General features: G+C 67.9%; 19 protein-coding genes. 8 read left to right on the plus strand and 11 right to left on the minus strand.

What is annotated here, in order from left to right:
- Positions 1-938: 938 nt before the first annotated feature.
- Both NBG84_RS22870 and NBG84_RS22875 read right to left on the minus strand, forming a co-directional pair.
- Entirely contained in the window at positions 939-1,643 is a 705-nt protein-coding gene (locus NBG84_RS22870) for a response regulator (RefSeq protein ID WP_250921440.1), read from the minus strand.
- A 311-nt stretch (positions 1,644-1,954) separates the two neighbouring features.
- Positions 1,955-3,151, minus strand: a complete 1,197-nt coding sequence (locus tag NBG84_RS22875) for a sensor histidine kinase (protein WP_250921441.1) — start codon at positions 3,149-3,151, stop codon at positions 1,955-1,957.
- 96 nt (positions 3,152-3,247) lie between these two features.
- Between NBG84_RS22875 and NBG84_RS22880 the strand changes: the two genes are divergently transcribed.
- On the plus strand, positions 3,248-4,228 hold the full coding sequence (locus NBG84_RS22880) for an SAM-dependent methyltransferase (RefSeq protein WP_250921442.1): 981 nt from the start codon (positions 3,248-3,250) through the stop codon (positions 4,226-4,228).
- Positions 4,229-4,563: 335 nt separating this feature from the next.
- Complete coding sequence (locus NBG84_RS22885) at positions 4,564-5,706, plus strand: NADH-quinone oxidoreductase subunit D (protein WP_250921443.1); 1,143 nt, start codon at positions 4,564-4,566, stop codon at positions 5,704-5,706.
- Between the two features lie 321 nt (positions 5,707-6,027).
- Here NBG84_RS22885 and NBG84_RS22890 read toward each other — a convergent pair whose 3' ends face one another.
- The 4 genes from NBG84_RS22890 to NBG84_RS22905 all read right to left on the minus strand — a co-directional run bounded on the left by NBG84_RS22890 (position 6,028) and on the right by NBG84_RS22905 (position 10,317).
- Complete coding sequence (locus tag NBG84_RS22890) at positions 6,028-7,488, minus strand: hypothetical protein (protein WP_250921444.1); 1,461 nt, start codon at positions 7,486-7,488, stop codon at positions 6,028-6,030.
- Between the two features lie 171 nt (positions 7,489-7,659).
- The gene (locus NBG84_RS22895) at positions 7,660-8,631 is read right to left on the minus strand and encodes an ABC transporter substrate-binding protein (protein WP_250921445.1); all 972 of its coding nucleotides are present in this window, start codon (positions 8,629-8,631) and stop codon (positions 7,660-7,662) included.
- Positions 8,632-8,824: 193 nt separating this feature from the next.
- Positions 8,825-9,535 carry an ABC transporter permease gene (locus NBG84_RS22900; protein ID WP_250921446.1) on the minus strand — a complete coding sequence of 237 codons (711 nt, stop codon included), beginning with the start codon at positions 9,533-9,535 and terminating at the stop codon, positions 8,825-8,827.
- Entirely contained in the window at positions 9,535-10,317 is a 783-nt protein-coding gene (locus tag NBG84_RS22905) for an ABC transporter permease (RefSeq protein WP_250921641.1), read from the minus strand. Before NBG84_RS22905 ends, NBG84_RS22900 begins: the two co-directional genes overlap by 1 nt.
- A gap of 140 nt (positions 10,318-10,457) precedes the next feature.
- Here NBG84_RS22905 and NBG84_RS22910 point away from each other — a divergent pair, with 140 nt between their 5' ends.
- From NBG84_RS22910 to NBG84_RS22935, 6 genes are all read left to right on the plus strand, one after another.
- On the plus strand, positions 10,458-11,660 hold the full coding sequence (locus tag NBG84_RS22910) for an ABC transporter ATP-binding protein (RefSeq protein WP_250921447.1): 1,203 nt from the start codon (positions 10,458-10,460) through the stop codon (positions 11,658-11,660).
- Positions 11,661-12,042: 382 nt separating this feature from the next.
- On the plus strand, positions 12,043-12,882 hold the full coding sequence (gene folP / locus NBG84_RS22915) for a dihydropteroate synthase (protein WP_250921448.1): 840 nt from the start codon (positions 12,043-12,045) through the stop codon (positions 12,880-12,882).
- Positions 12,879-13,343 carry a nuclear transport factor 2 family protein gene (locus NBG84_RS22920; RefSeq protein ID WP_308312105.1) on the plus strand — a complete coding sequence of 155 codons (465 nt, stop codon included), beginning with the start codon at positions 12,879-12,881 and terminating at the stop codon, positions 13,341-13,343. Before folP ends, NBG84_RS22920 begins: the two co-directional genes overlap by 4 nt.
- 221 nt (positions 13,344-13,564) lie before the next feature.
- Positions 13,565-13,924: a dihydroneopterin aldolase gene (gene folB, locus NBG84_RS22925; protein WP_250921449.1), complete on the plus strand. Its 360-nt coding sequence runs from the start codon at positions 13,565-13,567 to the stop codon at positions 13,922-13,924.
- Positions 13,921-14,508: a 2-amino-4-hydroxy-6-hydroxymethyldihydropteridine diphosphokinase gene (folK, locus tag NBG84_RS22930; protein WP_250921450.1), complete on the plus strand. Its 588-nt coding sequence runs from the start codon at positions 13,921-13,923 to the stop codon at positions 14,506-14,508. The genes folB and folK overlap by 4 nt, the downstream gene beginning before the upstream one ends.
- 148 nt (positions 14,509-14,656) lie before the next feature.
- A complete protein-coding gene (locus NBG84_RS22935; RefSeq protein ID WP_250921451.1) occupies positions 14,657-15,151 on the plus strand; it encodes a DUF3180 domain-containing protein in 495 nt (164 codons plus the stop codon).
- A gap of 1,254 nt (positions 15,152-16,405) precedes the next feature.
- Here the strand turns inward: NBG84_RS22935 and folE are convergent.
- The 5 genes from folE to NBG84_RS22960 form a co-directional block, all read right to left on the minus strand.
- Positions 16,406-17,017 (minus strand): GTP cyclohydrolase I FolE, encoded by a 612-nt coding sequence (gene folE, locus NBG84_RS22940; protein ID WP_250921643.1) that lies wholly within the window; start codon positions 17,015-17,017, stop codon positions 16,406-16,408.
- Between the two features lie 128 nt (positions 17,018-17,145).
- Positions 17,146-19,167, minus strand: a complete 2,022-nt coding sequence (gene ftsH / locus NBG84_RS22945; protein ID WP_250921452.1) for an ATP-dependent zinc metalloprotease FtsH — start codon at positions 19,165-19,167, stop codon at positions 17,146-17,148.
- 185 nt (positions 19,168-19,352) lie between these two features.
- The gene (gene hpt / locus NBG84_RS22950) at positions 19,353-19,892 is read right to left on the minus strand and encodes a hypoxanthine phosphoribosyltransferase (RefSeq protein WP_250921644.1); all 540 of its coding nucleotides are present in this window, start codon (positions 19,890-19,892) and stop codon (positions 19,353-19,355) included.
- Between the two features lie 174 nt (positions 19,893-20,066).
- The gene (tilS, locus tag NBG84_RS22955; protein WP_250921453.1) at positions 20,067-21,272 is read right to left on the minus strand and encodes a tRNA lysidine(34) synthetase TilS; all 1,206 of its coding nucleotides are present in this window, start codon (positions 21,270-21,272) and stop codon (positions 20,067-20,069) included.
- A gap of 271 nt (positions 21,273-21,543) precedes the next feature.
- Positions 21,544-22,674 carry a zinc-dependent metalloprotease gene (locus tag NBG84_RS22960; RefSeq protein ID WP_250921454.1) on the minus strand — a complete coding sequence of 377 codons (1,131 nt, stop codon included), beginning with the start codon at positions 22,672-22,674 and terminating at the stop codon, positions 21,544-21,546.
- Positions 22,675-22,694: the final 20 nt, after the last annotated feature.

Below are 22,694 nucleotides of genomic sequence, written 5' to 3' on the forward strand. Positions count from 1 at the left end.
CGAAACCCACACCACACCAACCCACCCTGACCAGCTAACCAACCACCCCCACACAACGGGGGAACCTCACCCGGGTCAGGGGGCCGGGCTTGGGCTGGGCTTGGGATCTCTGGCCTGGGATCTCTGGCTTGGGTGGGGGCAACACGATCGCCCCCTTCACCCGGCTCCGGGTGACACGTACCACCGAGAACTGGGAAGCGGGGCGCCAACACGCCCGTTCCGGCATCTCCTCCAGGGGACACGCAACCCAGGACAAGGGACATCGGACTTCGGATGGGGGGCGCACAAGAGGTTTCCCGAGAGACAGGGACCAGGGCAAAGAGAGGCAAGGCTCATACGGAGACGCAGAGACCGTCCCCTTGCTTCCTCCAGAGGACGGGTACCCGGGGCAAGAGGAACCGGGCTTGGGCGTGGGGGCGCGCAGGGGGTGTCCCCGGAAGCGATCGACGGCAAGACCCGCACACCGGATCAAAGAAGCTCCAGGCCGTCGACGCTGAGGAGTCACCCCCGATAGCACCCCCCAACCCACGCCAACACAGGCTCCCCAGCCCCAAGAACCAAGGCCTCACCCCGGGCAACCCCCACCAACACAGGCCCCTGCCAGGAACCCACCTCAGCCCGTCCGGCGTTTGAGGACGGAACCCTTGGCCCTAGGCGGGGACGACTGAGACGGGGACGGTCGGCCCATGTACCCAGGGCTTCGACCACCAGCAGCCCGAGCAACAGAAAAGGCCCCACCCCCGGTGAGGACACCCAACACGAAGCCGCACAGCCCTGTGCCCAGAGCCTCGGGCACAGGCAGCCCACCCCACCGCAGGCACCCCGCCAAGGGGACCCCGGTGAGGACACAGACAGGAGCGCCCACCCCAGGCACCCCAAAACCTCGGGCGGAATACACCAAGGCGGCCGGCAGCACAGCAACCGGAAGGTGAAGCGGCTCAGTGGGCGCCGCCGCCGGCCCGCACCAGCCCCGTCTCATAGGCCAGCACCACGACCTGCACCCGGTCGCGGAGGTTCAGTTTGGTGAGGATACGCCCGACGTGCGTCTTCACCGTGGCCTCCGACAGCACCAGCCGGGCCGCGATCTCGCCGTTCGACAACCCCTGCGCGACCAACAGCATCACCTCGCGCTCGCGCTCCGTGAGCCGGTCCACATCCTTGTTCTTCGGCTCGCCGACACCGCTGGGGAGCATGGGCGAGAAGCGGTCCAGCAGCCTACGGGTGGTGGAGGGGGCGACCACCGCGTCTCCGCTGTGCACCGAGCGGATCGCAGCCAGCAGCTCGCCGGGCGGCACATCCTTGAGCATAAAGCCGCTGGCGCCGGCCTTCAGTCCGGAGAAGGCGTATTCGTCCAGATCGAAGGTGGTCAGGATCAGCACCTTGGGCGGATTGGGCGCCGCACAGATCCGTCGGGTCGCCTCGACCCCGTCCAGCCTCGGCATGCGTACATCCATCAGCACCACGTCCACGGCCGTCGAGCGCAGCACCTCGATCGCCTCTGCGCCATCGCCGGCCTCGGCGACGACCTCCATGTCCGGCTGGGCGGCGAGCACCATCCGAAAGCCGGTGCGCAGCAGCACCTGATCATCGACGAGCATGACTCTTACGTTTGTTGCGGGCGTTCCGGCCGTGGCGTCAGTCATACCGTCAGGGTACGTAGGTCAGGAAGCAGCGGCGTCGGAACGAGCCGTCGAGAGGTGTCGCAGCCGAGGAACCGGCCGCCACCAGCGCGCCAACCCCACCGGACCCCAGCCCTCTGGCGAGGGGATGCGATGCGAGGGCGGGGTCTCAGGGCGGGGTCTCAGGGCGCAGGGCGGGGTACGCGGAGCAGGGCCTTCAGGGCGCAGACATTGCTCCGCCGGTACGGGAACGGCCAACCGGGTCCGGGTGGACCCGACTTAGCGGGTGAGGACCAGGGGCGCCCAAAGGGCCCTGCCCCGGGCTTCGGAGGCTGTCAGGAGGCCTTCATCGGCAGCAGGGCGCTGATGCGAAAGCCTCCACCCGGCCGTGGCCCGGCGTCCAGCGTTCCGCCGACCATACCGATGCGCTCACGCATCCCGATGAGCCCATGCCCCTGCCCGTCCACGCCCCCGTCCTCGTACAGCTCATGCGAGGAACCACGGCCGTCGTCCTCCACCAGCAGACCGAGGCCGTCGTCGAAGTAGACCAGCCGTACGCTGGCGCCGACCTCCGGGCCGGCGTGCTTGCGGGTATTGGTCAGTGCTTCCTGGACGATGCGGTACGCAGTGAGCTCGACGCCGCTCGGCAGCGGCCTCGGAGTCCCCTCGATCTTGAAGTCCACGGTCAGACCCGCTCGGCGGACCTGCTCGACCAGATCCTCGATCTGCTGCACATCCGGCTGCGGCACATACTCCCCGCTCTCCGGGTCATCGCCGGTCCGCAGCACACCGAGGAGTCGGCGCATCTCGGCAAGCGCCTGGCGGCCCGTGGTGGAGATGGTGTCCAGTGCCTGTTTGGCCTGGTCGGGCGCGGCGTCGAGCACATAGGCGGCACCATCGGCCTGGACGACCATGACCGACACATTGTGCGCGACCACATCGTGCAGCTCACGGGCGATCCTTGCCCGCTCGGCCGCCACCGCGACCTTTGCCTGTGCCTCACGTTCCCGCTCCAGCCGGGTGGCGCGCTCCTCCAGCTGGGCGAAGTAGGCCCGGCGGGTGCGTATCGAGTCGCCCAGCACCCAGGCGAGGGCGAACGGCACGGCCAGGAAGATCACGAGGAATACGTTCTGCGTCGTCGTGGCCTCGGGCGGCGGCCAGCGCAGCTGCGCCAGCGGGGAGGCGACGAGACCGCCGGCGAGCGCGAGCCGGGACGCCCAGCGGGAGCGGTCGTGCGCGGCGACGGTGTAGATGATCACGAGCATCGCGAAGTCGGCCGTGTTGATCGGCACGTCCAGGACGAGCTGCCCGATACCGGCGACGGCACCGAGCACCAGCATCTGCTCCGGCCTACGGCGGCGCATCGCGACGACCAGGCTGAGCGCCGCCCCGAGGAGCAGGGCGGCCCAGGCGGGTCCGGTGCCGCCCGTACCGGTGGCTACCCACAGCATGGTGAACCCAAAGAGGACGACGCCCCAGAAGGTGTCGACGCCCGTTGGGTGTCTGCGGATGAAGTCATAGACGCGCTGCACGTAACCCAGAGTAGGGAACCTTGCAAGGTACCGGGGTCAACCGCCAGATCGATCCATACAGCGGAGGCGTACTCCGCAAGGTGGAGACTTACGCATGTGACGGACGAGAAGTGTGAATGGCGGGGCTGGCGGGAAGCTACGGAGGCCGCTCTTTACGGGCCTGACGGTTTCTACCTTCGCCCCGAGGGTCCCGCAGGGCATTTCCGTACCTCTGTACATGCCTCGCCCCTCTTCGCCGCGGCAATCGCCCGACTGCTGCGCACGACGGTGGAGGAACTCGGGACACTCGCGGATGATCCGGTGATCGTGGACATGGGCGCGGGGCGCGGAGAGCTGTTGAGCGGGGTGCTGGCGGCTCTGCCACCCGGCTTCCCGGTACGGGCCTACGCCGTGGAACGCGCCGCCCGCCCCGAGGGCCTGGACGCGCGGATCGAGTGGACGCACCAGGCCCCGCACGGGGTCAGCGGGCTGCTCTTCGCCAATGAGTGGCTCGACAACGTCCCGGTGGACATCGCGGAGGTCGACGATGACGGGGTGGTGCGCCAGGTCCTGGTCCACCCTGACGGCAGCGAACGCCTCGGTCAGCCGGTGACCGGCAACGACGCGCGGTGGCTGGCGCGCTGGTGGCCGCTGGAGGAGCCGGGCGCGCGGGCGGAGATCGGATGGCCACGGGACGAGGCATGGGCGGGGGCGGTGTCGACGCTGAGCGCGGGGCTGGCGGTGGCGGTCGACTACGCGCACACGGCACAGGCTCGCCCGCTGTTCGGCACCTTGACCGGTTTTCGCGAGGGCCGGGAGGTACGACCGGTGCCGGATGGGAGCTGCGACCTCACCACTCATGTGGCGCTGGACGCGTGTGCGCTGCCGGGGGCGGTGCTCACCTCCCAGCGCGAGTCGCTACGGGCCCTGGGAGTCGCCCCGCAGCGCCCCCCGCTCTCCCAGGCGACCACGGACCCGTCCGGCTACCTTCGTGCGCTGTCCGCGGCGACGGAGGCGGCCGAACTACTGCTCCCCGGCGGGCTAGGTGACTTCAGCTGGCTCCACCAGCGGGTTCCCACCGGGGCCGCGGGCGCCTGAGAGGCCCGGGCCGGCCTCTTCCTCACCGCGAATCAGCGCGAATCAGCGCGAAATCGGGTGACCGAGGGAGGGCTGGGCGCGGGCCTACGGTGTCGTACCGGGAACGCGGCTCGGGCAGTAGATGAGAGTGCGGCTGGGGACGTCGATGGCGTACGCCGGATGCTTTGGGCGGGTGAGCGCCTGCCAGGCGCGGGTTGAGTGGGTACGGGGATGGGCTGAGGTGGCCCCAGATGAGGTTCTGGCACTGATGAGCGGGCTGGTGTAAGGGGGCGGGGCGGGCTCCCCCCGGGGACCGGCCTCCGGGGGCGCCCTCGGAGCGGGGGATACTGATCCCCATGACGGAGACCACCCTCGGTATCGGCGGAGCCGCAGAAAGCACCGACATGGTGCTGAACATCGGCCCCCAGCACCCTTCCACGCACGGCGTCCTCCGGCTCCGTCTGGTCCTGGACGGCGAGGTGATCCAGCACGCCGAACCCGTCATCGGCTATATGCACCGGGGCGCCGAGAAACTCTTCGAGGCCCGCGACTACCGGCAGATCGTGATGCTCGCCAACCGCCATGACTGGCTTTCGGCGTTCTCCAACGAGCTGGGTGTGGTGATGGCCGTCGAGCGGATGCTGGGCATGGAGGTCCCCGAGCGGGCGGTCTGGACCCGCACACTCCTCGCCGAGTTGAACCGGGTGCTCAACCATCTGATGTTCCTGGGCTCGTACCCCCTCGAACTCGGCGGCATCACCCCCGTCTTCCACGCCTTCCGGGAACGCGAAGAACTCCAGAGCGTCATGGAGGAGATCTCCGGCGGCCGAATGCACTACATGTTCAATCGGGTCGGTGGACTGAAGGAGGACCTACCCGCCGGCTGGACAGGGCGCGTACGGCAGGTCGTGGCCGAGGTCCGCTCCCGTATGGATGTGTACGACCGGTTGGTGCTCGGTAATGAGATCTTCCGCGGCCGCACCCGCGATGTGGGCGTCCTCTCCGCCGCAGCGGTGCATGGCTATGGCGTCAGCGGACCGATCGCCCGGGCTTCCGGTGTGGACTTCGACCTCCGTCGGGACGAGCCCTATCTCGCCTACGGGGAGCTGCGGGACACGCTCAAGGTGGTCACTCGCGCGGAGGGCGACTGCCTGGCCCGCTTCGAAGTGCTGCTGGACCAGACACACAACGCACTGGAACTGGCTGACGCCTGCCTCGACCGGATCGCCCAGCTGCCGCCCGGGCCCATCAACCAGCGGTTGCCCAAGGTACTCAAGGCCCCCGAGGGCCACACCTACGCCTGGACCGAGAACCCCCTCGGCATCAACGGCTACTACCTGGTCTCCAAGGGCGAGAAGACGCCCTATCGGTTGAAGCTGCGCTCAGCCTCGTACAACAACATCCAGGTCCTTGCGGAACTGCTTCCGGGGACCCAGGTCGCGGACATGGTGGCGATCCTCGGCTCGCTGTTCTTTGTCGTCGGCGATATCGACAAGTAGCGTCGTCCAGCCGATGGGTCACAGCTGAGCGGGCACTCAAACAGGCTCGCCTCCTGCCGGTGGCAGAGGCGAGGCAGCGCTGTATCGGGCGCCGCTCCAGGGTGTCGCCATGGCTTTGGGGGCAAGGCCTGGCCACGGGCCCTCGGACGCGGAGCTCCATCGACTGCGCGGCTTCCGGGCATGTGGCCGGGGTCCGGGGTTGCTTGGGGAGTGCCCGATCGCCCGCTGAGGCCGTCCTCAGACCGTGATCCACGTCAGATCAGGGCTCCTGGCGGGCCCGCCCCGGGGACCCGGTGCGGGAATCGGGCGCCAAGAGCAGGTCTAGGAGCTGACGGCCCTGCGCAGTTTGCCCGCCGGCACTCCCTCAGGCTCCGGCTCCTCATGGCCCGTCAGATCGATGACATCGCCGACCGCACGCGTGGAGCCATCGCGCTGCGCGGCCATGGCCTCCTCACCCACCACATCGGCGAGGTCTTCCTCCTGCACACTCGGCACGGTCGCGATGGCCCGGCCCTTGGCGCTCTGAGCACCATTCGCGCTAGCGGTCGGGGCAGGCGCGGCGTGCCGACCGGCCGAGGGGCGAGGTCCGGTCGAGGGGCGAACGGGCGCCAGAGGGCGGGGGGCGTTCGGGTTCGCCACGGCAGCGGTCTGCGCATCCTCCGTCCGACCGGCCTCGGGCGGCTGTGACTCCTCCCGCTGCGAGGGAACCGTCTCGGACGGGTCCTGCGGGGGGATCGTCCCGGCTGCACGCTGTGCGCCGAAGAAGTTGAACCCGCCTTCGGTTCGGGAGTCGCCAGGGCGATGGCGCGGACCGTAGGGGGCGATCCCTCCGGGCCTTGGGGCGGCACGGAGGGCGGGGACGGCGGCCGCCGGACGGGTGTGCTCCTCCTCGGCGCCCGCCTCGGGCTTCCCCGGCGGCTCAGCCACCTCGCTGACTACTTCTGGGCTGACCACCTCTGGGCTTGGCTCACTGCTTGATTCACTGGCCGTGCTCGCCTTGTCGGCCGTGCTCGATTCATCAGCGGCCCCACTCACCGGCCCACTCGCCGTCCTGTTGACCGACTCGCCCGTGGACTTGACGATCGATGTGCTGGCCGGCTTGGTGGCTGACTTCGGTTCCGAGTCCTCTGGGGACTCTGAGGACACTGCGGACTCTGCGGACACTGGGGACTCCGCGGACTCGGAGTCCCGCTCCTGGGCTTCGTCGGCCAGGCGCTTCTGCTGTTGCGCCGCGGCATTGGCGGTCAGTTCGTCCAGAGCCTTGGTGGCACGGAGGTAGACGGCTGCCGTGGGCGTCTGCCCGACCGAGAGCAGTGCCTTGGGAGTGGTCGCCTCAATCGTGAGTTGCCGACGCTCTTCCAACGCTCCAGCGCGCTCGGTCTCCGCGGTGGCGTACCGCCGTAGAAGAAAGGCGTGTTCGCCGCGGAGCGCCGCCAGCTCCACCCTCTTGGCGCGCAGCTTCGCGTCAAGTTTGACCCGCAGATCGCGCGATGCCTCCGCGTCCGCCTCCAACTCGGCTATTCGTTCCTCGGTTTGCCAGGCGTCGTTGAGGCGACCGCGGGTGAGATCGGCGACCTGACGGCCCGCCTCACGGTCCCACATACGCATCATCACGGCGCCGGTGACGGCGGCTGCCGCAGCGGCGGCGACCAGGGTCCGAAGCATGACGGGATCTATCAGTGTCCACGAGCCGACGACACAGAGCGCCGAAGCTCCGGCGACCGCGGACGGCGGCAGCAGCTTGTGCAGGGGTGGGGAATGGCGGTGACGTCCACGTGGCATGGCCAGAAATTTACCGTGAGTAGACGTCAAATGGGATGGTGGGTCCTCAATTCGCTCGTCTTATCTTGTCAAGGATCGCTGAGCGCCGCTCAAACCACAGCGCACGCACGCATCAAACCGGCCCCGGAGCTTTCCAGCACAACTCGGCGGACCGCTCCGGGACGCACATTCCTACTTGTTGAGCAGGCCCTTGGACTCCAGATACTCCTTGGCCGCGTCCTTGGGCTTCGCCCTCTCGGCGTCCACCTTGCGGTTCAACTCCGCCAGATCGGCGGTCGTCAGTGCCTTGGTGAGCCTGCCGAGCACCTCGGCTATCTCCGCGCTTCCCGCGTCCTTGGCATTGACCACCGGCAGGACATTGTCCGCGTTCTGAAGTTTCTTGTCGTCTTCCAGAAGCACCAATCCATCGAGCACGGCGTCGGTGGTCGTCGTGAGCGCAAGCTGTACGGCCCCGTCCCTGAGTGCCTGCTTGGACTGCGGGGTGCCCACGCCCTTGGGGTCGACTCCGGTGACGTCGATGCCGTACTTGGCCTTCAGCCCAGGCGCACAGAACGGCCGCACTTCACACTCATCACCTGCTGCGATCTTGACCTTCAGTCGGGATCTGCCAAGATCAGAAAGCGTCTTCAGGTTGTTCTTCTCGGCGAATTGCCTGCTCACCGCAAAGGCGTTCTGATCGACGGCCTCACCGGGCGGAAGCACCTTCAGACCGCGCGGTTCGGCGAGCTTGGTGAGTGCGGCGACGGTCGCGTTCACATCGCTGGAGGCAACGGGCTTCTCCTCGGGCGCCTTGGGCCCGTTCGCCTTTGCGTTGAGGAATTCCGCAATCGTGGCCGCATATTCCGGCACGATGTCGATCTCGCCCTTCTCCAGCGAAGGTTCGTACAGTTCGCGGTTCTTCACCGTGGTGATGGACGTCTGGTAACCGCTGTGGGCCAGGATCTGGGCATACAACTCGGCCAGGACCCTGGACTCGGTGAAGGATGCCGCTCCCACGACGAGGGAGCCCTTCTTGCCCGAGCCATCGGCCTTCCCGTCGTCGTCCTTCGACTTCTCCAGGGTGTCTCCGCCACAGGCGACGAGAGAACCCGTCAGGGCAGCCGCGGCCAGTACTACTCCCGCGCTTCGAGAGGTCTTGCGCATCAGGTTCTCCGTCCAAGAGATCTATCAGAGGGTTGGTTCGGCGGAGGCGTCGTCAGGCCCTGCTCGGGCCGACGGGCCACCACGGTCCGATGGTTGACCGAGGCAGCGAAACGGAGTGGGTCACGGGTGATGGCTTGGTGAGCGGAGGAACAACGGGGACCGGCCCGTAAGCCCTGGAGACCGCCCACGAGGCTCAGGCAGCCGCCGTCACCCTCCCCGACTCCTTCCGTCGGCTCGCCACCGGCTTGCGGAGGGGGTTGCACAGCCGATCAGCTACCACGAGCGCCCCTTCCACCAGGAGCGCCAGTCCGGCCGCGAGCAGGGCGCCAGCCACCACCTGCGGGGTGTTGTAGGTGTTGAAGCCCGCCGTGATGATGCGCCCGAGACCGCCCTGGCCGACCATTGATGCGATGGTGGCGGTGGCCACCACTTGCACCGCGGCGGAGCGCAGTCCGGTCATCAGCAGTGGATACGCCAGAGGGAGCTCCACTCGGAAGAAGAGCTGCCAGCCGGACATCCCCATCCCCCGCGCCGCCTCCAGCACCGCACGGTCCACCTCCCGCATCCCGACATAGGCGTTCGTCAGCAGCGGCGGTACCGCGAACAACACCAGAGCGATGATCGTCGGGGCATAACCCGCGGTCCGTAGCGGAGTGAGCATAAAGAGGGCGAGCACCGCGAACACGGGTATCGCCCGGCCCGCATTGGACACATTGACCGCGAGCGCACCTCCCTTGCCCAGATGCCCGAGCCACAGGGCGATGGGCAGGGCGATGGCGCAGGCGAGCAGAAGCGCGACCCCGCTCACATACACATGCTCGCCCAGTCGGTGCCAGGCACCGCTCTCACCGTCCCAGTTGGAGCCGGTGGTCAGCCAGGTCCAGGCATCTGCCAGCACTCCCATCAGGCCACCCCCTCCGCCATCTCGGCGTCCGCCCGCCGTGTGGCGTCCTCCACCGGGCCGCCCCTGGCCGTCCGTATTCGGTCACCGCGCCGCGCCTTCCCCGAGCTCTGCCTTCTCGGAGGGCGTGCCCATGGCGTGAGCAGTCGCTGTACCGCCAGCAGCAGCAGATCCGCCACCACCGCCAGCACCACGCAGAGAACGGACGCGGTCAACACCTGTGCCTTGAAGGTCGTCTGCACTCCGTCGTCGATCAGATTGCCCAGCCCGCCCTTGCCGACCAGCGCACCGACCGTCGTCAGGGCGACCGTCGACACCGTGGCGATGCGCAGACCCGCCATGACCGCGGGCAGCGCCAGCGGCAATTCGACCTCCCAGAGCAACCGCCCGGGCCCGTAACCCATGCCCCGAGCGGCCTCCCGTGCTTCTGCCGGCACGGCCTCCAGGCCAGCGAGGATGTTCCGCACCAGAATGGTCAGCGAATAGAGCACCAGCCCGGTCACCACAAGTGCGGATGACAACCCGAAGACGGGCAACAGCAGTGAGAACATCGCCAGCGAGGGGATCGTGTAGAGCAGCGTCGTCAGGCCCAGCACCGCGCCGGCGAAGGCCGGCTTCGCACGGGCGAAGAGAGCCAACGGAAAGGCCACCGCGAGACCGATCAGCACCGATGCCACGGTGATCCAGATGTGCTCGACCGTCGCGTCGGTCAACTCCTGACCACGGCTGCGGAGATACTCCCCGCATATCCAGTCATTGGCCGCCAGACAGCCCTGTGCGGCCAGCCGCATACTCATGCTCCCCCTCCTCCCCACCACTGCCGAACGTATGTCTGCCGACCATAACCTTGGCCACTGACAATCGCTTGAGAGCGCCATACAGCGGCAACATGCCCTTCACACTGCACCCGTCACAATGGGGAATCATGATCCGTTTCGAGCAGGTAACCAAGCGCTATCCGGATGGGACGACGGCGGTCGACGATCTGTCGTTCGAGGTGGCCGAGGGCGAACTGGTCACACTCGTCGGGCCGTCCGGCTGCGGCAAGACGACCACGATGAAGATGGTCAACCGCCTCATTGAACCGAGCAGCGGGCGCATACTCATGGACGGCGAGGACGTCTCATCCGTGAACCCGGTCGAACTCCGGCGCCGTATCGGCTATGTCATTCAGCAGGTCGGTCTCTTCCCCCACAAGACGGTCCTGGAGAACACCGCCACCGTCCCCCATCTCCTCGGCTGGCAGCGCGCCAAGGCCCGGACCCGTGCCGCGGAGCTGCTGGATCTGGTGGGTCTGGACCCCTCGGTGTACGGCGACCGCTACCCCGAGCAGCTCTCCGGAGGACAGCGTCAGCGAGTCGGAGTGGCACGCGCCCTCGCCGCTGACCCGCCCGTCCTGCTGATGGACGAACCCTTCGGCGCCGTGGACCCCGTCGTACGCGAGCACTTGCAGAACGAGTTCCTCAAGCTCCAGTCGCAGGTCCGCAAGACCGTCCTCTTTGTGACCCACGACATCGAGGAAGCGGTCCGGCTCGGTGACCGCATCGCAGTCTACGGCCAGGGGCGGATCGAGCAGTTCGATGCGCCGGCCGCCGTCCTGGGCACTCCAGCCACCCCGTACGTAGCCGATTTCGTCGGTGCCGACCGCGGACTCAAGCGGCTGTCGGTGACCCCCATCGAAGAGAGCGACCTCGAACAGCCGCCGGTCGTACACCTCGATGACCCGCTGCCTCGGGAGCTCGGGGCGCGCTGGGCCGTGGTGCTGGACAGCGCCGGCAATCTGCACGGCTGGCTCTCCGCCGAGCACGCCCGCGCGGCGGGGTCCGCAGGCTCAACGGTCCGAGAGCACGCCCGCCGTATGGACGCTTGGCTACCGCTCGGCGCGTCGCTCAAACAGGCCTTCGCCACGATGCTCCAGCATGATGCCGGTTGGATCGCGGTCATCGACGAGGGGCCGGGACGCTTCCTGGGTGTGCTCACCCCGGCGAAGCTGCATGAAGCGCTGCGGCGTTCCATCGACGCGGACGCCCAGGATGTCCCACGTACCGCGGTCGAGTTGGACTCCATCAGCACGGTCCCCTCGGCTGCGGGGCCGGCATCGAGCGACGGGCGGGGAATCAAGCGCTGAGTCGCGCCGTGGGGTGCGGTCGAGCCGGCCGTCGCTCAGCCGCATGAGCGCGGGTGTCCAGCGGGTTGCCGGGAAGAGCTTGACGGCGTCCGCGCCGGCGGTGACGGCGGCGACGGCCTCGGTCGGTGTGTCGACGCCGGGGATGACACCGTCGCTCAGCCGCATGAGCGCGGGCGAAGTCTCCACCGCCTGGTTGTGGCGTCGCGCCCACCACAGCGGTCCGCGAGCGACCGAGCCCCGGGCCCGGACCGCCTGAGCTCGGGTGCTGCGCACCGCTCCCCGGCATGCACAACGCCCGAATAGTGGGGTCGGGGCGGCCCAGCCGCGGGAAAGCACAGGACCGGAGGCCGCGGCTGTCGGCGAGCGGGCCTAGGCTGGACGTATGAGTACGTTGCGCGGGTTGCCGGAGTGGGATCGCTGTGCGGTCATGGGGGTCGTCAATGTGACACCCGACTCCTTCTCTGACGGCGGTCGCTGGTTCGACACCACCACCGCGGTCAAACGCGGCCTCGATCTCGTCGCCGATGGAGCGGACCTCGTCGACGTCGGTGGTGAATCCACCCGCCCCGGCGCCAGCCGGGTGGACGAGGAGGAAGAGCTGCGCCGGGTCGTTCCCGTCGTCCGCGGGCTGGTCGCCGAAGGGATCACCGTGTCCGTGGACACCATGCGCGCTCGGGTGGCCGATCAGGCCGTCGCGGCCGGGGCCGTACTCGTCAATGACGTCAGCGGCGGGCTCGCGGACCCCGCCATGGTCCCCGCCGTCGCTTCCGCCGAGGTCCCCTTCGTCGTCATGCACTGGCGGGGCTTCAGCCACGACATGAACAGTCGAGCCGTGTACGAGGACGTCGTCGCCGAGGTCACCGCAGAGCTACGCGGCCGGATGGAGGCCGTCGTCGACGGCGGTATCGACCCCGACCGGATCATCATCGACCCGGGGCTCGGCTTCGCCAAGGAGGCGGTGCACGACCTGGCACTGGTCGCCCACCTCAGTGACCTGCGGAGCCTGGGCCGCCCGCTGCTGGTGGCAGCCTCCCGGAAGCGATTCCTCGGCCATGTACTGGCCAAGGACGGCACTCCCCCGCGAGCCAGGGAGCGAGACGCCGCCACCGCGGCCATCTCCGCCATCGCGGCACACGAGGGCGCCTGGGCCGTGCGGGTGCATGAAGTGCAGGCCACCGCGGATGCCGTCCGGGTCGCTCGCGCCGTCGAGGCCGCCCGGTGAGCCGTACCGACATCGAGTTGGTCGAAGAGGCCAACACCACGTTCTACGAGACGATGGAGCGGGGCGACTTCCAAGCCCTCTCAGAGCTGTGGCTGGAGGATGAGATCTCCTGCATCCACCCCGGCTGGCCGGTCCTCTCCGGGCGCGGTGAAGTGCTGCGTTCCTACGCCCTGATCATGGCGAACACCGAGTACATCCAGTTCTTCCTCACCGATGTGAAGGTGAATGTCGCCGGGGACACCGCCCTGGTGACCTGCACGGAGAACATCCTCAGCGGCGGTCCCGCCGAGGAGAGCGGTGAGCTGGGTCCACTGGTGGGACAGCTTGTCGTGGCCACCAACGTGTTCCGCCGCACCCCAGAAGGCTGGCGCATCTGGTCGCACCACGGCTCACCGGTTCTGACGGAGAGCGACGAGGAGGAGAACGGCGGAAACGCCGATGACGCCGACACCGCCGCCTAGGGCGCTCCCCGGCCAGCAGCGGCCCCGAGCCCGGCGGGGGGCACGGCCTGAGGTTTGGCCGATCATGCCCCGGGCAGGTGCCCGAATCAATCGCCCGGGTACCCGGCCACCGCACCCATGCGCGAAGGGTGTCAGTGGTCGCAGGTAGATTCGATGGGGGACACAGGCTGCTCGGAGGCGGTCCGGTGCCCGTCAGACCTACGACAGCAGGAGTGATTCGCGTGGATCGTGTCGCGCTGCGCGGCCTCAAGGCCCGCGGGCACCATGGCGTCTTCCCCCGGGAGCGCGAAGAGGGCCAGACCTTCATCGTCGACCTGGTGCTCGGCCTCGACACCCGCCCTGCGGCGGCAGATGACGACCTTGCGAAGACCGTGCACTACGGCGTCGTGGCGGAGGAAGTCGTGGCGGTCGTCGAAGGAGAACCCGTCGATCTCATCGAAACCCTCGCCGAGCGGATCGCCCGGACCTGCCTCAAACACGACGGAGTCGAGCAGGTCGAGGTGGTGGTCCACAAACCGGACGCACCCATCACCGTGCCCTTCGACGACGTATCGATCACCATCACCCGGAGCCGAGTATGAGCGACCCCACGGTGCAGCCGGTACCCGCGTCCGTCGTCGAGCAGGTGGACGCGGCAGACGCCACCCTCTCCAATCCCAAGCGTGCCGTGGTCTCCCTCGGTTCCAATCTGGGCAATCGCCTGGAGACCCTTCAGGGCGCGATCGACGCGCTGGAGGACACGCCCGGGGTGCGGATCAAGGCGGTGTCACCGGTGTACGAGACCGAGCCATGGGGCGTGGACCCCGGCTCCCAGCCCTCGTACTTCAACGCCGTGGTGCTGCTCAAAACCACCCTGCCCCCGATATCGCTGCTGGAGCGGGGTCAGGCCATCGAGGAAGCCTATGAGCGGGTGCGCGAGGAGCGTTGGGGGCCGCGGACCATCGATGTCGACATCGTGACGTACGCGGACATCGAATCGGACGACCCCGCGCTCACCCTGCCCCACCCCCGCGCACACCAGCGGGCCTTCGTGCTGGCGCCTTGGCTGGATGTGGACCCGGAGGCCGAACTGCTGGGACATGGGCCGGTCGCGGGGCTGCTGGAGGATGTCAGCCAGGAAGGTGTGCTCGCCCGCGCCGATCTGGAACTTCGGCTGCCGGAGTAGTCGTTAGGCTCTTGCGTTGGGTGTACACCGCGGGTGTTCCGCGGTGCTGCTCGGCATGGTCTTCGACAGGCCCAGGTCAGGTCCCTCCGCGGATCCAGCGGTAGATCATTTCGGTAGTCGGCAAGGTGAGGAAGGGCGTGCTCTCTCGGTGAAGCAACTACGGCTCGGTGTACTGGCCGGTCTCTTCGCCGGGGCCGGGGTGCTCTCCTGGGCGGCTGCCCGGCTGTGGGAGGCCTTTGGCAGTCTGCCCAGCGTGCCACTCGCCGCACCCATCGTGCTCGCGGCCATCGCGGCCATCCTCACGGCGACGGCGCTATCGCTACGAACCCGGTTGAAGGCCCAGCGCGAGCGACGACCAGGGGCCAAGAGAGTGGAGCCGCTGATGGCGGCGCGGGCTGTGGTCTTCGGGCAGGCGAGCGCATTGGTGGCAGCGCTCGTCAGCGGGATGTACGGAGGGACAGGGGTGTTCCTGCTGGGCTCGCTCGACATTCCGTCGCGTCGGGACCAGGCGATCTACGCAGGCTTCTCGGTGGTGGCGGGGGTGGCGGTGATCGCCGCAGCCTTCTTCCTTGAGCGCGTCTGCCGCCTCCCAGACGACAGCGACCCCACCAACCCCACCGGACCTGGACCAGCCCACGCCTAAGCGGTCTCCCCTTGGCGGGGTGCCTACGGTGAGGACGGCTGCCGGTGCCCAAGGCTTGGGTGCTTGGGCAGGGCGCCCCCGTGTTCCCCTTGGCGGGGGGCCTGTCTCGGTGGGGTGAGCGTGTGTCGTGGGCTTGGGTGCATGGGCCTAGCGACCCCGTTCCTGTGGTGCTCACCCGAGGTGAAGGGTTCCGTCCTCAAACGCCGGACGGGCTGGGGTGCCCCCTGGCGGGGTCTGTCTATTGGCGGGCTGCTGGTGCGCCGAGGACTTGGGTTTTCGGGCTGTGGGGTCTTGTCTTGGTTGGGGTTGGGGGGTGCTATCGGGGGTGACTCCTCAGCGTCGACGGCCTGAAGCGACTCCGAGCCACCAAGGCTGCCTTGCCGTCGATCGCTTCCGGGGACACCCCCTGCGCGCCCCCATCCGACGCTTGGTTCCCTGGTCCTGACGATCTAGTCAGCTGAAGGGGGCGCGTCCCCCTGCGGTGGCTGCTTCCCCTGGGTGGGTCGGGGTCTCGAGCCGTCGCCCTTGGCCTTGTTGCCGCCCACGCGCCGGGACTGGATCGTCGAACACCTGGCGGGTGATTGCGGGACCCACACCGCCTATCGCCCGGCTGATCGCGGCCGAGGTTCATCCTGAAGCCCGCCTGCACCTGTTGCCAAGAGGGATACCTCAGTGAAAAGAGCCCCCACGGTGCGCGAAGGCGTCCCCTCCGCCCCTCGTCATGAGTGTCCACACAGAAACGGATCCCCCGTGTCCGGCCGAGGGGACGCAACCACAGCGCGACGTCTTTCGCCTGTGTGAGACGTGAGTACAAGCAACCTGCCCCAGTTCCTCGCGGGCCACCGACACGGAGGCACTCTCGCCTGGTTTCTCCACATGACACGCCTTGGAGCAAGGTGACCGGGCTTGGGCTTGGGGGCGCGCAGGGGGTGTCCCCGGAAGCGATCGACGGCAAGACCCGCACGCCGGATCAAAGAAGCTTCAGGCCGTCGACGCTGAGGAGTCACCCCCGATAGCACCCCCCAACCACCACAGGACAAGACCCCTGAGACCGGGAACCAAGACCACACCCCGAGCAGCCCACCCCAAGACAAGCCCCCGCGCAAGGTCCCACCCCAGCCCGTCCGGCGATTGAGGACGGAACCCTCCACCCCAGGTGGGGACAACAGGAACGGGGGCGCTAGGCCCATGCACCCACCTGCCGAAGGGCCCCCGCCAAGGGAACCCTCAGCTCAGGCCCCCGCACGGGCAGACTCAGCGGGATCTGGCCATGATCAGGCTCATGGCCTCGTTGCGGGTCGCCGGGTCCCGGAGCTGGCCCCGGACTGCGGAGGTGATCGTTTTTGCGCCTGGCTTGCGTACTCCTCGCATGGTCATGCACATGTGCTCGCACTCCACCACCACGATCACTCCTCGCGGCTCCAGGATCTCCATCAAGGAGTCCGCGATCTGTGTGGTGAGTCGTTCCTGCACCTGTGGGCGACGGGCGAAGACATCCACGAGTCGGGCCAACTTCGACAGCCCCGTGATCTTCCCGTCAGTCGAGGGGATGTAGCCGACGTGCGCTACCCCCACGAAGGGGACCAGGTGGTGCTCGCAGCTGCTCATCACCTCGATGTCCTTCACCAGGACCATTTCGTCATGGCCGAGATCAAAGGTGGTGGTCAGCACATCGCGCGGCTCCTGCCACAGCCCGGCGAAAATCTCCCTGTACGCCCGTGCCACCCGCGCAGGGGTCTCCCTTAGGCCCTCGCGGTCCGGGTCCTCCCCGACCGCGATGAGTAGTTCGCGCACGGCGTTCTCGGCCCGCTTCTCGTCGAACTCGCCAGTCGTGCCGTCGCCGTCCAGCGTCACCGGGTCGGTCATCTGTGCCTCGTTCCTCTTGCTCTGGCCTGCGGTCATACAAATGCCGCGTCCCCCCAGGCTAAAACCTGGGGGGACGCGGCAGCCATCCTGGAGGCGGTGTGATCAGAGCGACACATCCGCCGGCTACATCAGCTTTCCGGACGCTCCTCCGGTACCGCCTCGACACTCGGGGCGGGATCGGTCGGCGTTGAGCCGTTCGCTGCGGTGGCACCGTTGGTCAGCGCCAGTTCCTTCGGCGAGAGCACCGGAGGCCGGGTGGAAGGCGTACGACGGGAGGAGCCGGTCCACGCCGGGCGGGCCGGGCGCTTCACGATCGTGGCGAAGACCTCCGCGATCTGCTCCTTGCCCAACGTCTCCTTCTCCAACAGTTCGAGAACGAGGTTGTCGAGGACGTCACGGTTCTCCACGAGAATTTCCCACGCCTCGTTGTGCGCGGTCTCGATGAGCTTCTTGACCTCTTCGTCGACCAGCGCCGCGACCTCTTCGGAGTAATCCCGCTGGTGGCCCATTTCCCGACCCAGGAAGGGTTCGGTGTTGTCGCCGCCGAACTTGATCGCACCGAGCCGCTCGGTCATGCCGTACTGCGTGACCATGGCACGAGCGGTGGTGGTCGCCTTCTCGATGTCGTTCGCCGCGCCCGTCGTCGGGTCGTGGAACACAAGTTCCTCGGCCGCGCGCCCGCCCAGCATGTAGGCCAGCTGGTCGAGCATCTCATTGCGCGTGGTGGAGTACTTGTCCTCTTCGGGCAGGACCATGGTGTAACCCAGGGCCCGGCCGCGGGAGAGGATCGTGATCTTGTGCACCGGGTCGGAGTTCGGGGAAGCCGCCGCGACCAGGGCGTGACCGCCCTCGTGATACGCGGTGATCTTCTTTTCCTTGTCCGACATGATCCGGGTCCGCTTCTGCGGGCCCGCAACCACGCGGTCGATCGCCTCGTCCAGCGCCATGTTGTCGATGAGCTTCTTGTTACCGCGCGCGGTGAGGAGCGCGGCTTCGTTCAGCACATTGGACAGATCGGCGCCGGTGAAGCCGGGCGTACGCCGGGCAACCGCGCCCAGATCCACGTCCGGAGCGACCGGCTTGCCCTTCTGGTGAACCTTGAGGATCTCCAGACGGCCCTGCATATCCGGACGGTCGACAGCGATCTGGCGGTCGAAACGGCCGGGACGCAGCAGCGCCGGGTCAAGGATGTCAGGCCGGTTGGTGGCGGCGATCAGGATGACGCCGCCCTTCACGTCGAAGCCGTCCATCTCGACCAGAAGCTGGTTGAGAGTCTGCTCGCGCTCATCGTGGCCACCGCCGAGACCCGCACCGCGGTGCCGGCCGACGGCGTCGATCTCGTCGACGAAGACGATCGCCGGAGCGTTCGCCTTGGCCTGCTCGAAGAGGTCACGCACTCGGGAGGCACCGACACCGACGAACATCTCGACGAAGTCGGAACCGGAGATCGAGTAGAACGGGACACCCGCCTCGCCTGCGACGGCGCGGGCGAGCAGGGTCTTACCCGTGCCGGGCGGGCCGTACAGCAGCACGCCCTTGGGGATCTTGGCGCCGACTGCCTGGAACTTTGCCGGCTCCTGGAGGAACTCCTTGATCTCGTGGAGTTCCTCGACTGCCTCGTCGGACCCCGCCACATCGGCGAAGGTCGTCTTCGGGGTGTCCTTGGTGATCAGCTTGGCCTTGGACTTCCCGAAGTTCATGACTCGGGAGCCGCCGCCCTGCATCTGGTTCATCAGGAACAGGAAGACCACGACGATCAGCACGAAGGGCAGCAGTGAGAGCAGCACCGAGATAAACGGGCTCTGCTTCGACGGCGAGACGGTGTAACCCTTCTCGATGTCACCGGCCTCGTACTTCGCCTGAAGCTTGTCGGCGAGGTCGGCACCCTGGGTGCCGATGTAGCTCGCCTGAATCTTGTTGCTGCCCTTGACCTTGACGTCGTCCTTCAGGTCGACCTTGATGATCTGTTCGTCGCCGGTGGTCAGCTTGACCTGGTCGACCTGGTTCTTGTCGATCGCCTGGACGACCTGGCCGGTGTCCACTGTCTTGTAGCCGCCCGACGAGCCGACGACATTCATCAACACGACCACGGCGAGGACGGCCAGCACGATCCACATGACCGGCCCACGGAAGTATCGCTTCACGTCCATCCATACGGAGCGGATTCGCCCCGTCCCTCCTGCCCGTAGGTAAATGCTGCTGTGAGAAAAGACTGTTCTTCGGACGGTACCCCAGCATCGTCACCGTGACCGCACGGTACGGCTGACAAACCCGCCCTCCCATGCTTCAACGGCGCGAGATGGGCCATGGTTCCCGTTGGCACTCGCCGCTCGGCTCAGCCGCCGTAAACGTGGGGCGCGAGGGTACCGACGAAGGGAAGATTGCGGTACTTCTCCGAGTAATCCAGCCCATAGCCAACAACGAATTCATTCGGGATGTCGAACCCGATCCACTTCACATCGATCGCGACCTTCGCCGCATCCGGCTTGCGCAGCAGAGTGCACACCTCGATGGAGGCGGGCTCGCGCGAGCCGAGGTTGGAAAGCAGCCAGGAGAGTGTGAGTCCCGAGTCGATGATGTCCTCGACGATCAGAACGTGCTTCCCCTTGATGTCGGTGTCGAGGTCTTTGAGGATGCGGACCACGCCGGAGGACTGGGTGCCGGCGCCATAGGACGACACGGCCATCCAGTCCATGGTGACGGTGCTGGAAAGAGCACGTGCGAGGTCCGCCATGACCATCACCGCGCCCTTGAGGACACCGACGAGAAGCAGATCCTTGCCCGCGTACTCAGCGTCGATCTTCGCGGCGAGCTCTGCCAGCTTCGCGTCGATCTCTTCCTTGGTGATGAGCACCGACTGAAGGTCGGTGCCCATGTCCTTCTCGTTCACGCGGTCGCTTTCTTTCGAGCGGGTTCCGGGGATTCCCCGAGTCAGCACAGCCTGGCGAGCCGGGGGGCCGGGCGCACCCCCGGGCCCAGCGCGGTGCCTGCCTGGGCCTGGGAAGCCGTCCCGGGTGACCTCAGCCGCTGTGCTTGCGCCGCGACTGCGTCAGCCTTGCCGGATGACAAGTCTGCCACTCTGCCGACGCGCCTCGACGCGGCCGGGCAGATTGATGGCCCCCTGCCCCCGCCAGCCGGTGATCAGCCGGTCGACTTCCTCAAGGTGACGGGCGAAGAGCGAACCGGCTGGTGCGCCTGCTTCGATCGCGGCCCGGCGCAGCACCCTGCGTCGTACGGCGGGCGGTAGCGCGTACAGCTTGGCGCACTCCAACTGTCCGGTCTCGTCCCGGACCGAGGCGTCCGCGTCGGCGGCCCAGGTGTCCAGGGCGTCCGCGTCGTCGCGAGAGAGTTGCGCGGTACGCGCCAGGGCCTCGACGACACCCTTGCCGAGCGCCTTCTCCAGGGCGGGCAGGCCCTCGTGGCGCAGTCGGGAGCGGGTGTAGGCGGGATCGGCGTTGTGGGGGTCGTCCCAGACGGGCAGCGACTGGACCATGCACGCCTTGCGGGCCGTCTGCCGGTCGATGTGGAGGAAGGGGCGGCGGTAGCGGCCCAGGACGCCCGAGACGGCGGCCATCCCGGACAGCGAGCGGATGCCGGAGCCGCGGGCGAGTCCCAGCAGGACGGTTTCCGCTTGGTCGTCGCGGGTGTGGCCGAGAAGCACGGCCACGGCTCCGTGACGCTCAGCGGCCTCATCGAGGGCGCCGTAACGGGCGTCTCTGGCGGCGGCTTCGGGGCCGCCCGCGCGTCCCACCTGAACGGTGATCGCTTCAACGGGGTCGAGCCCCATCGACGAGAGGCGGATGGCGACCTCGGCGGCGCGCAGGTCGGAACCCTCTTGCAGACCGTGGTCGACGGTGATGCCGCCGGCGCGGACGGAGAGTTTGCGGGCCTCGAAGGCGAGGGCGGAGGCGAGGGCCATCGAGTCGGCCCCGCCGGAGCAGGCGACGAGGACCAGGGGGGGCTCCTCGGCCCGGGTGGCACAGGCCGGGTGGGGCAGAGCTCCGGCCAGGGAACCCGGGCCAGGGGGGGCGGCGCCAAAGGTGCCGGAGCCGGCGCGCGCGGCCGAGCCGTCCGCGCCGGCGGGCACGGAGGCGGTGGCACAGGCAGCGGCCGTCGCATGGCTCAGGCGGGTGCCACGCTCCGCAGACGGGGCGTGCGACCCCTGCGGAAGGTGGGAGGAGTATTCGTTCAGTAGGTCGTGGAGTACGCGGCGGACCGCCAGGCGTATCGCCGCGACCGCTGGATGGGGACCCATGTCCGGTGCCCTTCATGGAGAGGATGGGGGGTGCCTCGGTCGAGTCGGAGCAGAGCTTCGGAGCTTCGGAGGTCTGGTTGTGTTGTGCAGTTCTGAGACTCGAACGCTTCCGAGCAAGGGAAAGTCACTCAGAGTGCGTCGATGGTGACAGAACTGAGCCGTTCCCCGAGCATCGCACGCCTAACTACGGGCTACGGTCCCTCGGATGGGTGATGCTGCGCCCTCCGGGGGGCGTCCCCCGGTCCCCTGAGGGCGCACTCCCATCGTCTGCTCAGGAGTCTGCTTTCCGATGCACCCGTGCAACCCAGTCAGCGGGTTTGGCGATCTCCGCCTTGGTCGGGAGCGTGTTGGGAGAGGTCCAGACCCGATTGAATCCGTCCATACCCACCTCGTCCACGACGGCCCGGACGAAACGTTCTCCGTCGCGGTACTGCCGCAACTTCGCATCGAGGCCCAGGAGCTTGCGCAGCGCCTGGTCCAGCCTGCTGGCACCGCGCGCCCTGCGCTGCTGGAACTTCTCCCGGATCTCGGCGACCGAGGGCACCACCGCCGGGCCCACACCGTCCATCACATAGTCCGCGTGGCCTTCCAGCAACGACATCACCGCGGTGAGCCGGCCGAGGATCTCGCGTTGTGCGGGCGTCTGGACCAACTCGACGATGGAACGTCCGCTGTCGTCCCGCTCGCCCTCCGGACGGGCCCCCGCGAGCGACTGGGCTGCCTCCCGTAGGCGCTCCAGGACCGTCATCGGGTCCATTTCGGTCTCACCGAGGAAGGCCTGGATCTCGGCCTGCAGGTGGTCGCGCAGCCAGGGCACTCCGGTGAACTGGGTGCGGTGGGTCTCTTCGTGGAGGCAGACCCAGAGCCTGAAGTCGTGCGGATCGACCTCCAGCTCGCGCTCGACATGGACGATGTTGGGCGCGACCAGGAGGAGGCGTCCACCGCCGTTCGAGCCGGCGGGCAGTTCGCGGCTGGCCGGCGCGAAGGTCTCGTACTGCCCGAGCACTCTTGAGGCCAGGAAGGACAGCAGCATCCCCAATTCGACGCCGGTGACCTTGCCACCGACCGCGCCCAGCATCGCCCCGCCGGGGCCGCTTGAGCGGCGGTCCTGCATCTTCTCCAACAGGGGTTTGAGCAGCTCGCGGAAGCCTGCCACATTCGCCTTGATCCATCCGGCCCGATCGACCACCAGGACCGGGGTGTCCTCGGGCTGATGGCTCTCGGGGATCATCCGGGTGAAGCCCCGTACATGCTCCTCGGAAGCCTTGGCATGGCGTCGTAGTTCGGCAACGATCGCGCGCGCCTCGTCCTTGCTCACCTCGGGCCCTGGCCGCACAAGGCGGGTCGCGGTCGCCACCGCGAGATTCCAGTCGACCATCTCGGCACCACCGATGCTCGTCATGCGTCAACCGTACGTGGTGG

Source organism: Streptomyces albipurpureus, from assembly GCF_023701525.1.
Lineage (GTDB): Bacteria > Actinomycetota > Actinomycetes > Streptomycetales > Streptomycetaceae > Streptomyces > Streptomyces albipurpureus.